This window comes from Streptomyces sp. NPDC002044 (genome assembly GCF_040296725.1).
Lineage (GTDB): Bacteria > Actinomycetota > Actinomycetes > Streptomycetales > Streptomycetaceae > Streptomyces > Streptomyces antarcticus.
Window position 1 is genome coordinate 1 of sequence record NZ_JBEOXU010000202.1, and the last position, 8,666, is coordinate 8,666.

The 8,666-nt window shown below is 72.8% G+C and carries 6 protein-coding genes; 2 read left to right on the forward strand and 4 right to left on the reverse strand.

Going from position 1 to position 8,666, the window contains the following annotated elements:
* Positions 1–658: 658 nt before the first annotated feature.
* Positions 659–1,345: an HAD-IA family hydrolase gene (locus ABT106_RS29365; RefSeq protein ID WP_351283354.1), complete on the reverse strand. Its 687-nt coding sequence runs from the start codon at positions 1,343–1,345 to the stop codon at positions 659–661.
* 217 nt (positions 1,346–1,562) lie between these two features.
* Positions 1,563–2,273 (reverse strand): peptidoglycan-binding domain-containing protein, encoded by a 711-nt coding sequence (locus ABT106_RS29370; RefSeq protein WP_351283356.1) that lies wholly within the window; start codon positions 2,271–2,273, stop codon positions 1,563–1,565.
* A gap of 646 nt (positions 2,274–2,919) precedes the next feature.
* On the opposite strand from ABT106_RS29370, the gene ABT106_RS29375 reads away from it, so the two are divergent.
* The gene (locus ABT106_RS29375) at positions 2,920–4,989 is read left to right on the forward strand and encodes a DHA2 family efflux MFS transporter permease subunit (protein ID WP_351283358.1); all 2,070 of its coding nucleotides are present in this window, start codon (positions 2,920–2,922) and stop codon (positions 4,987–4,989) included.
* 87 nt (positions 4,990–5,076) lie between these two features.
* Here the strand turns inward: ABT106_RS29375 and ABT106_RS29380 are convergent, their stop codons facing one another.
* Together ABT106_RS29380 and ABT106_RS29385 are read right to left on the reverse strand one after the other, a co-directional pair.
* Positions 5,077–5,682, reverse strand: coding sequence for a GNAT family N-acetyltransferase (locus tag ABT106_RS29380; protein WP_351283361.1), 606 nt, complete (start codon positions 5,680–5,682; stop codon positions 5,077–5,079).
* Positions 5,683–5,939: 257 nt separating this feature from the next.
* Positions 5,940–6,284, reverse strand: a complete 345-nt coding sequence (locus tag ABT106_RS29385) for an antibiotic biosynthesis monooxygenase family protein (protein WP_351283363.1) — start codon at positions 6,282–6,284, stop codon at positions 5,940–5,942.
* 247 nt (positions 6,285–6,531) lie between these two features.
* On the opposite strand from ABT106_RS29385, the gene ABT106_RS29390 reads away from it, so the two are divergent.
* Positions 6,532–8,574, forward strand: coding sequence for a bifunctional glycosyltransferase 87/phosphatase PAP2 family protein (locus tag ABT106_RS29390; protein ID WP_502979520.1), 2,043 nt, complete (start codon positions 6,532–6,534; stop codon positions 8,572–8,574).
* Positions 8,575–8,666 lie beyond the last annotated feature (92 nt).

Below are 8,666 nucleotides of genomic sequence, written 5' to 3' on the forward strand. Positions count from 1 at the left end.
ATCACCCGGCCCGGCCACAAATTCCCCTCTCCCGCCCACATGTGGGTGGGCGGCTGACGTCATTGGGCGGCGGTCAAGAGGAAGTTGCCGAGCTACGAGAGGTGTGCGACGACCGGCGAGACCTCAGACCCGCCCTAGGCCGCTCTGGTCGACCCGGGCAGCCAGGGTGTTTCGCGGCCGGCTCATGCCCGGCCCCAGCCGGCCCGCAGCCGCTATACCGAGCGAAGGACGTGGCGATCTCGTGCGGCTCATGTCCAGCCCCATGCGGGCCGCAGCCGCTAAGCCGGGCGAAGCGCGTAGCGATCTGATGCGGCCTATGTCCAGCCCCAGCCGGCCCGCAGCCGCTAGGCCGAGTGAAGCGCGTAGCGATCTGATGCGTGCGGGAGCGGGCCCGTCTTTCTCTGGCTGCTGGTGGGTGGGATCTCTCGCCCGGTGCCGTTCTTTTGGGGGGTTCCCGACAGTCTCGTATGTCCGGTTCGGGACGGTCGGTCAAGGGTGGCCGTAGGCCATCGCGTAGCGACGCGACCGCAGGGAGCGCCCTTGAGGGGCCGGCCCGAACCGGAGAGACGATGAGACTGACGGGAACCCCCCAACACCGCGCGCTTCCGCCCGGCGTGGTCCCCGCTCAACCGGCCCCCTGGGCGGCCTACGTCCCCGCCTATGCCCCCGCCACCGACACGAGGATCGAGCCGTCCGGAGCCGACGTGACGCGCAAGGCCGTCAGGTCCGGGACATGGACCGTAGGCGCGTGGGCGGCCGCGCGCGGGCCCACGCCGATCACGCGCATTCCTGCCGCCTGACCTGCCGCGATGCCCGCAGCGGAGTCCTCGAAGACGATGCAGTCGGCCGGGTCCACGCCCAAGGCGGCGGCGCCCTTCAGGAAGCCCTCGGGGTGGGGCTTGCTGGACTGGACGGACTCGGCCGTGACCCGTACGTCGGGCATCGGCAAGGCGGCGGCGGTCATCCGGGCCGCAGCCAGGGCCGCGTCGGCGGACGTGACGAGGGCATGCGCCAGACCGTCGAGGGCGGCCATGAACTCCGGGGCGCCCGCGACCGGGACCACGCCGTCGGTGTCGGCGGTCTCGCGGGCGAGCATCACCGCGTTCTCGGCGCGGTTGACCTCCATCGGGCGGTCCGGGAGCAGTACGGCCATGGTGGCGTAGCCCTGACGGCCGTGGACCACCTTGAGGGCTTCCTGCGGGTCCAGGCCGTGGGAGACCGCCCAGTCGCGCCAGCAGCGCTCGACCACCGCGTCGGAGTTGACGATCGTGCCGTCCATGTCCAGCAGCAGGGCCTTGGCGCTGAGGACGACGGGTGCGGTGGTGGCGGTGGTGCTGGCCGGCATCGGCGGGGCTCCAGACGGGCGGGAAAAGAGAACAAGTGGTTCCGCCCACCGGTCAGGGAGTGAAGGCGGAACCACTTTGTTCCTACACGATACAAAACGCGGAGCGGTTCGCGCCACCGCAGGAGGTGTGACCCCCGTCCCTCCAGCGTCAGGCCACTTCCCACGCGTCGGGATCGGCCAGGGGGACGTCACACTCGCTCACCCCCTAACCCTCCAACTAACCCTCCAAGGCGCGCCGGGTCACGGGACCGTAGACGCCCCATTCCTCGTCGTCGATGCCGTTCTCGAACTGGAACGTCGACACCGCCCACTCCACCCTCGAATCGAACCGGCCGTTGATCTTGCCGCGGTACAGGCCCTGATCGGCCAGCAGCCGCTGCAGCTTCTCCACGTCCGCGCCCGAGTCCCCGAACCGCAGGGTCGGGCCCGGTGCCGGCGCCGAGGGCTTGGGACTGGGGGAGCGGCTCGCGCTCGGTGACGGGCTCGGTGACGCGGAGGGGGACGCCGAGCGGGAAGGGCTCGGCGAGGGGGACGGGGAGGCCGAGCGTGAGGCGCTCGGTGACGGGGAGCGCGAGGCCGAGGGCGACGGGGCGGACGCCCCGGCGGACGGCGTCGGCGAGGGAACGGGCGGGGCCACGCTCACCACGGGCGCCGACGGTTTGGCGTCGAGCAGGGTCACCTCGTCGCCCGAGGAGTCCGGCATCGTCCACAGCGCCATGGCCGTGCCGCCGAGCGCGACCACCGCGGCGGCACCGAGCAGGAGCGGCAGGAGCCGGCGGGAAGCCGTGCCGGTGCGCTTCTCCGGGCCCCCGCCCCCACCCCCCGCCCCCACGCCGAACCCGAACCCAGCGCCGCCGCCCGCCGTGCCGCCGCCGGTCGCCCCGCCGGGCGCAGCAGGGTCCCCCGGCACGACGGCCTGGAGCCGCACCGTGTCACCCTGCCCAAGCCCAGAAGCCTGCCCCTGCCTCTGCCCCTGCCCCTGCCCCTGCCTGGGAGCCGACGCCGGACCGGCCCCCGGCGCGGGCACCTGGGCCGACCCCGAACCCGGCCGTGCCCCCGAACCCGGCCCGGCCCCAGAGCCGGCCCCCGACCCCGTGGGCCACGTCGGATGCGCCGGCGGCACGGGTATGCCGTACGCCGGGGTGTCCGTCGATGTCGGCGTCACCGGCGTTACCGGCGTAACCGGCCCCACCGGCCCCACCGGCGCTATCGGCGCTATCGGCGCAGCCTCTGGCGTCACCGGTGCCGCCCCCGCAGGTATCGGCGGTATCGGCGTCGGCGGTATCGGCGGTATCGGCGGCGGCGCCGCCGGGGCATCCGGTTCGCCGAGGTCGGGCATCGTCACGTACGGACGGATGCGCAGGGGCATGGGGTCGAAACCCGCACCCGGCGCACACCCGCAGCCGGCGCCGGATGCGCCGCAGTCCGGACAGTGTTTACCGCTCACTGGAATCCCTCCCTGGCCATTGCCTGCGATTATGCAGACCCGTCAAGGCCCTCCCAACCGGCCCGAGAGGCCATAACCGGACACACCGCTCAGGATGGAGATGTTGATCCGGCCTGAGGAGGAATCGATGGCGCAGGATGTGACCAAGAAGGCCGCGGACTCCGGTTCCGGCCCGCAGGTGTCCGGACCCGCCGCCGAGCACGCCTCCCGCGAGGTGCTCGTTTCCATCGGCGCGCTGCTGCTGGGCCTGCTGATCGCGGCGCTCGACCAGACCATCGTCTCCACCGCCCTGCCGACCATCGTCAGCGACCTCGGCGGCATGGCCCACCTGTCCTGGGTCGTCACCGCCTACATGCTCGCCGCCACCGCGGCCACCCCGCTGTGGGGGAAACTCGGCGACCAGTACGGGCGCAAGAAGCTCTTCCAGTACGCCATCGTCCTCTTCCTGATCGGGTCGGCACTGTGCGGCATCGCCCAGAACATGCCCCAGCTCATCGGGTTCCGCGCCCTGCAGGGCCTGGGCGGCGGCGGTCTGATGGTGCTGTCGATGGCGATCGTCGGCGACATCGTCCCGCCTCGTGAACGCGGCAAGTACCAGGGCCTCTTCGGCGGCGTCTTCGGCGCGACCAGCGTGCTGGGCCCGCTGCTGGGCGGCCTGTTCGTGGACCACTTGTCGTGGCGTTGGGTCTTCTACATCAACCTCCCCATCGGGCTCGTCGCGCTCGTCGTCATCGCCGCCTCCCTGCACATCCCGGCGCGTTCCTCGAAGCACACCATCGACTACCTGGGCACCTTCCTCATCGCCTGCGTCGCCACCTGTCTCGTGCTCGTCGCGTCGCTCGGCGGTACGTGGGGCTGGGGCTCGGCACGGATCATCGGCCTCGCCGTCCTCGGCGCCGTTCTCCTCCTCGTCTTCGTCTTCGTGGAGCGCAGGGCCGCCGAACCCGTCCTGCCGCTCGGCCTGTTCCGCGTCCGCACCTTCACGCTCTGCTCGGTGATCAGCTTCGTCATCGGATTCGCGATGTTCGGCGCGATGGTCTACCTGCCGACCTTCCTCCAGGTCGTCCAGGGCGTGTCACCGACCATGTCCGGTGTCCACATGCTGCCGATGGTCCTCGGCATGCTGATCTCCTCGACCGCCTCCGGCCAGATCGTCAGCCGCACCGGCCGGTGGAAGGTCTTCCCGATCGCCGGCACCGCCGTCACCGCCGTCGGCCTGCTCCTCCTGCACCAGCTGCACCGCACCAGTTCCACCTGGGAGATGAGCGTCTACTTCTTCGTCTTCGGCGCCGGACTCGGCCTGGTCATGCAGGTGCTGGTCCTGGTGGTGCAGAACGCCGTCAGCTACGCCGACCTCGGTGTCGCCACCTCCGGTGCCACCTTCTTCCGCTCCATCGGCGCCTCCTTCGGCGTCGCGATCTTCGGCACGGTCTTCACCAACCAGCTCGACGACAAGCTCGCCTCGGCCTTCGCCGGGGTCACGCTGCCGCCCGGAGTCGGACCGGCCCAGCTGGAAGCCGACCCCCGCTCCATCTCCGCGCTTCCCGCCGAACTGCAACCGCGCGTGCTCGACGCCTACTCCACCGCCATCACCGACGTCTTCCTCTACGCGGTGCCGATCGTCCTCATCGCCTTCGTCGTCGCCTGGTTCCTCAAGGAGGACACGCTCCGCGGCTCGGTCACCGCGCCCGACGTGACCGAGACCCTGGCGTCCAACCCCGTCCAGCGCTCATCCCGCGACGAGGTCGCCCGCGCGCTGTCGGTGCTCGGCACCCGGGAGGGCCGGCGCCACGTGTACGAGAAGATCACCGAGAAGGCCGGCTACGACCTGCTGCCCGCCGCGAGCTGGCTGCTGCTGCGGATCAACAAGTACGGATTCGCCGACCCCGCCGAGCTCGCCGAACGCACGAACGTGCCGCTGAAGGTCATCACGGACGCCGCCCGCCAGGTCGAGGGGCGCGGCCTCGCCGTACGGGACGGGCTGCCGCTCGTCCTGACCGACCCGGGGCGGGAGGCCGCGGCGAAGCTGTCCGCGGCCCGCGAGGAGTCCCTCGCCGAACTCCTCGGCGACTGGTGGGGGCCGGACCGGCCGACCGACCTGATCGCACTGGTCCACGAGATCAATACGGAACTCTGCGGTTCCGACGCGGAGGAGCCGTACGACGCCGCCCCGCGGCGCGACCACGCCGCGCCCTAGCCACGCCGTTTCCCAGACCACGCCGCGCCCTGGCCGTGCCGTTACCCGACGCCGCGGGGAAGACCTGGGTGCCCGGTGCGGGGACGTTCAGGCCGAGGGGGCCGGCAGCAGGCTCTTCTCGAACCAGTGCTCCGCATACGGGCCGGAGTTGTACGCCGGTATCTCCGCATACCCGTGCCGCGCGTACAGTGCCCGGGCTTCCACGAGGTCCGACCGGGTGTCCAGCCGGACGCGCTCGACGCCCATCTCGCGGCCCTGTGCCTCCAGGGCCGCGAGCAGGGCCGCCCCGCCTCCGGTTCCGCGGGCGCGCGGGTCGACGTACACCTTGGTGAGCTCGGCGGTGACGGGGTCGAGCCTGCGTATCCCTCCGCACGCCAGGGGCTCGCCGGCCCACCGGCCGACGACGAACCCGCCCTCCGGCGCCACCAGCCCGTCGTCCGGGAACTCAAGGAGCCCCTGGTCGATCTCGGACGCCGTGACCGGCCGGTTCCAGTAACGCCCGGCGACCTCCGCGTAGTACGCGCGGCGCAGGACGACGGCATCCGGGGCCGTGACGTGCTCGGGCGCCACGGTCCACGAGCCGGACCGCGGCAGGCCCGCGCCGGGCGCGCTCGCGCCGCCGGTACGGCTCGCCCCGGCGCCGGGCGGCACGGCCCTCGCGCTCTGTACACGTTGCTCGCTGTAAGTGTTCATGTGGCCATTGTGGGGTTCGCGCCGGAACTCCCGCGTGGAATATCCACAGCCCCGGACCGATGGTAGGAAAGGAGGATCCGTGCACGTGGAGGGGGGTGCGCCCCGTCATGTCGGAGCACCGGACCGTGCCCTGAACCGGCGCGGTGACGAGCCGTTCGGCAAGGGCGCCATGGAGACGCCCCGCCCCGGGCCCCGCCCCGGCCCCCGCCCCGGGCCCCTGTACGAGGGCCCAGGGACGGGCCCCGGGGGCCCAGCCCTCAGGCTTGCGGCTTCGGCGACGCCTGCTGCACGACCTCGAACGACCACACCGACGACCCCGAAGCCGCGGGCTTCGGACGCTCGCCGCCGCCCTCTCCGCCGCCGCCCCCGCCCTGGTGAGCGGCCTTCATCGGCCCCTCCATCCACGCCTGGAAGTCCTCCTCCGAGCGCCACCGCGTGTAGACGAGGTACTGGTCGGTGCCCTCCACGGGGCGCAGCAGCTCGAACCACTCGAAGCCGTCCGAGTTCTCCACGGTGCCCGCCCGCGAGGCGAAGCGCTTCTCCAGCACCTCCCGCTGCTCGGTCGGGACGGTGAGTGCGTTGATCTTTACCACGCTAGGCACATGACACCTCTCAGGAACACAGGCCGGGCCTCGGACCAGGCCGCGACGACGTGCCTGCAGTCTCCTACACCGGTCCGTCGAAGCGCCGTGAAGACGGCTCCCGGCGTTGTCGATCTCCAGGTTGTCCGGGCGGGCCGTCCGGGGCCTCCCGCGGGGGATATCGTCGTCCGGTAATCAAACGCGGTATGAAGCGCGGCAGCCAGGCGAAGTCGGGGTTGCGGTCAACAGGGCGGGAGGCCGGCGAGGCGTGGCGAACGCGGCGGAGCACAGTGGTGCGAACGGACATGCCGGGGACATAGGCGGTAGCGGCAGACTCGGGGCGGCCCGCCTCCTGCTGTGGGCGCTGGCGGGCGCGCTCGCCGTCAGACAGGCCGCCGCGGTACTGCGGGTGCCCCCCGGAGACTGGCTGAGCGGGTTCCATCTCCCCGGCAGCCTGCCCGGCTCCCTCTACGAGTCCGGAGCAGGCCAGTTCACCGGCACCCCGTTCGCCGGGCTGGTCCTGAAGCCGCTGACCGGCTTCGCCGTACCGTCGCTGGAGGTCGCCTGGACCTGCGTGACGCTGCTGTTCGTCGCCGCCATCGGGCTCGTCGCCGCGCGCGGTCTGCCCGACCCCGTGCCGCGGCGCACCGCGCTGCTGGCCGCGCCCGTGCTCACGGCGCTGATGATGGTCTCGCTGCCCGTCCGCGAGGCCGCCTCGCCCGGCCAGACCGCCGTCCTGCCGGTGCTGCTGGTGCTGCTGGCCGTCTTCCGGGTGCCCGCCGACCGGCCCGCCGGGCTCCTGATCGGGCTCGCCGCCGCGCTCCAGCCGGCGCTGCTGCTGTTCGCCGCGCTGCTGTGGCTCTCCGGGCGCAGGCCCGCGGCCCGCGCCGCCGCCGTGACCTTCGCCGGAGCGACCGCGCTGTCCTGGGCGGCCCTGCCGCGCGACTCGTGGACGTACTGGTCCCAGCACCTCGCCGGCACCGGCCTCGGCGGCGCCCCCGACGGCCTCGCCAACCAGTCCGTGCACGGCGCGCTGCTGCGCCTCGGACTCACCGGCCCCGCCGAGATCGCGCTGTACGCCGTCCTCGCCGCCGCGGTCGTCTGGATCGGCCTGCGCCGCGCGGTCCGCTACGCCCGCGACGGGCAGCTGCTGCTCGCGGTCGCCATCACCGGGTGCGTGGCCGTCGCCGTGTCCCCGGTCGGCTGGCGCCACCAGCTGCTGTGGGTACTGCTCGCCGTCGCCGGAAAGGTCGGCACGCGCGCGGCGGACCGGCCCGTGTGGCCCGTGGCCGTGGTCCTCGCCCTGACGCTGCCGAGCGATGTGCTGCTGCCGAACCTGGCCGCCCTGGCCCCCGTACGGGACAACGTGCTGCTGCTCGCCGCCCTGGCCGCGGCCTGCGCCGTACCGTTCCTGCCGCGCTCGGCACCGCACTGGAGCGCCCCCGTACCGACCGCGTACGGGCGTCCGGCGGCCGCGCGGTGGTCGCGGGTGCCGCTGCTGCCGTTCTGGCGGCGGGTGTTCTCCCGGCCGAACCTGCTGCTGGAACTGCTGCTGATACGGGTCGGGTACTCGCTGTACTCCCACATCCGCGCCGCCGCGCCGACGAGCCGGTCCCTCGCCGAGGGGAACGCCGACCAGATCCACGGGATCGAGAAGGCGCTCGGCATCGACATCGAGCACGCCGTGAACCACGCCGTGGTGAACACGCCCTGGCTGGAGGCGTTCTTCAACTTCTACTACACCTCCTTCCACTTCGTCGTCCCGCTGGCGATCCTCGGCCTGCTGTACTGGCGTCGGCCCGGCGACTACCGGTGGGCGCGGGCCTCCCTGGGGCTGGCGACCGTACTCGCGCTCGCGGGGTTCTGGCTGTACCCGCTCGCGCCGCCGCGGCTGATGCCCGCGCTCGGCTTCATCGACACCGTGCACGGGCCGCAGGACCTGGCGAACCCGTCGTACGGGGCCATGACCGCGATCTCCAACCAGTACGCGGCGATGCCCTCGCTGCACTTCGGCTGGTCGCTGTGGTGCGGCATCGTGATCGTCGTGCTGGCCCCGAAGGGCTGGCAGAAGCTGCTGGGTGCGCTGCACCCGCTGATCACCGTGTGCGCGATCGTCGCCACCGCGAACCACTGGGTGCTGGACGCGGTGGGCGGGGCGGTCGTGGTGGCCGCCGGATTCGGGCTCGTGTACGTGCTGTCCGGGCCGCGGGGGGCCGTCGCCTTGGCGGCGGGCGCGTCCGTGCCGAAGCCGCGCGGGGCGGCGGGGGTGGGGGCGGGCGCGGGGGTGCCGGTCGCTGCGCGGCGGCGCTGAGGGGGGTGCCGCTGCTGCTGCCGCCGTCGTCGGTGGGCGGGGCGCCGTTCCCGGGGGCTCCGCCCCCGGACCCCCGCGCCTCAAACGCCGGC

What these genes read in the sequence shown, in the direction of transcription:
- ABT106_RS29375 (WP_351283358.1), top strand. Translation starts at nt 2,920, where the DNA reads ATGGCGCAGGATGTGACCAAGAAGGCCGCGGACTCCGGTTCCGGCCCG.
- ABT106_RS29380 (WP_351283361.1), bottom strand. Translation starts at nt 5,682, where the DNA reads ATGAACACTTACAGCGAGCAACGTGTACAGAGCGCGAGGGCCGTGCCG.
- ABT106_RS29365 (WP_351283354.1), bottom strand. Translation starts at nt 1,345, where the DNA reads ATGCCGGCCAGCACCACCGCCACCACCGCACCCGTCGTCCTCAGCGCC.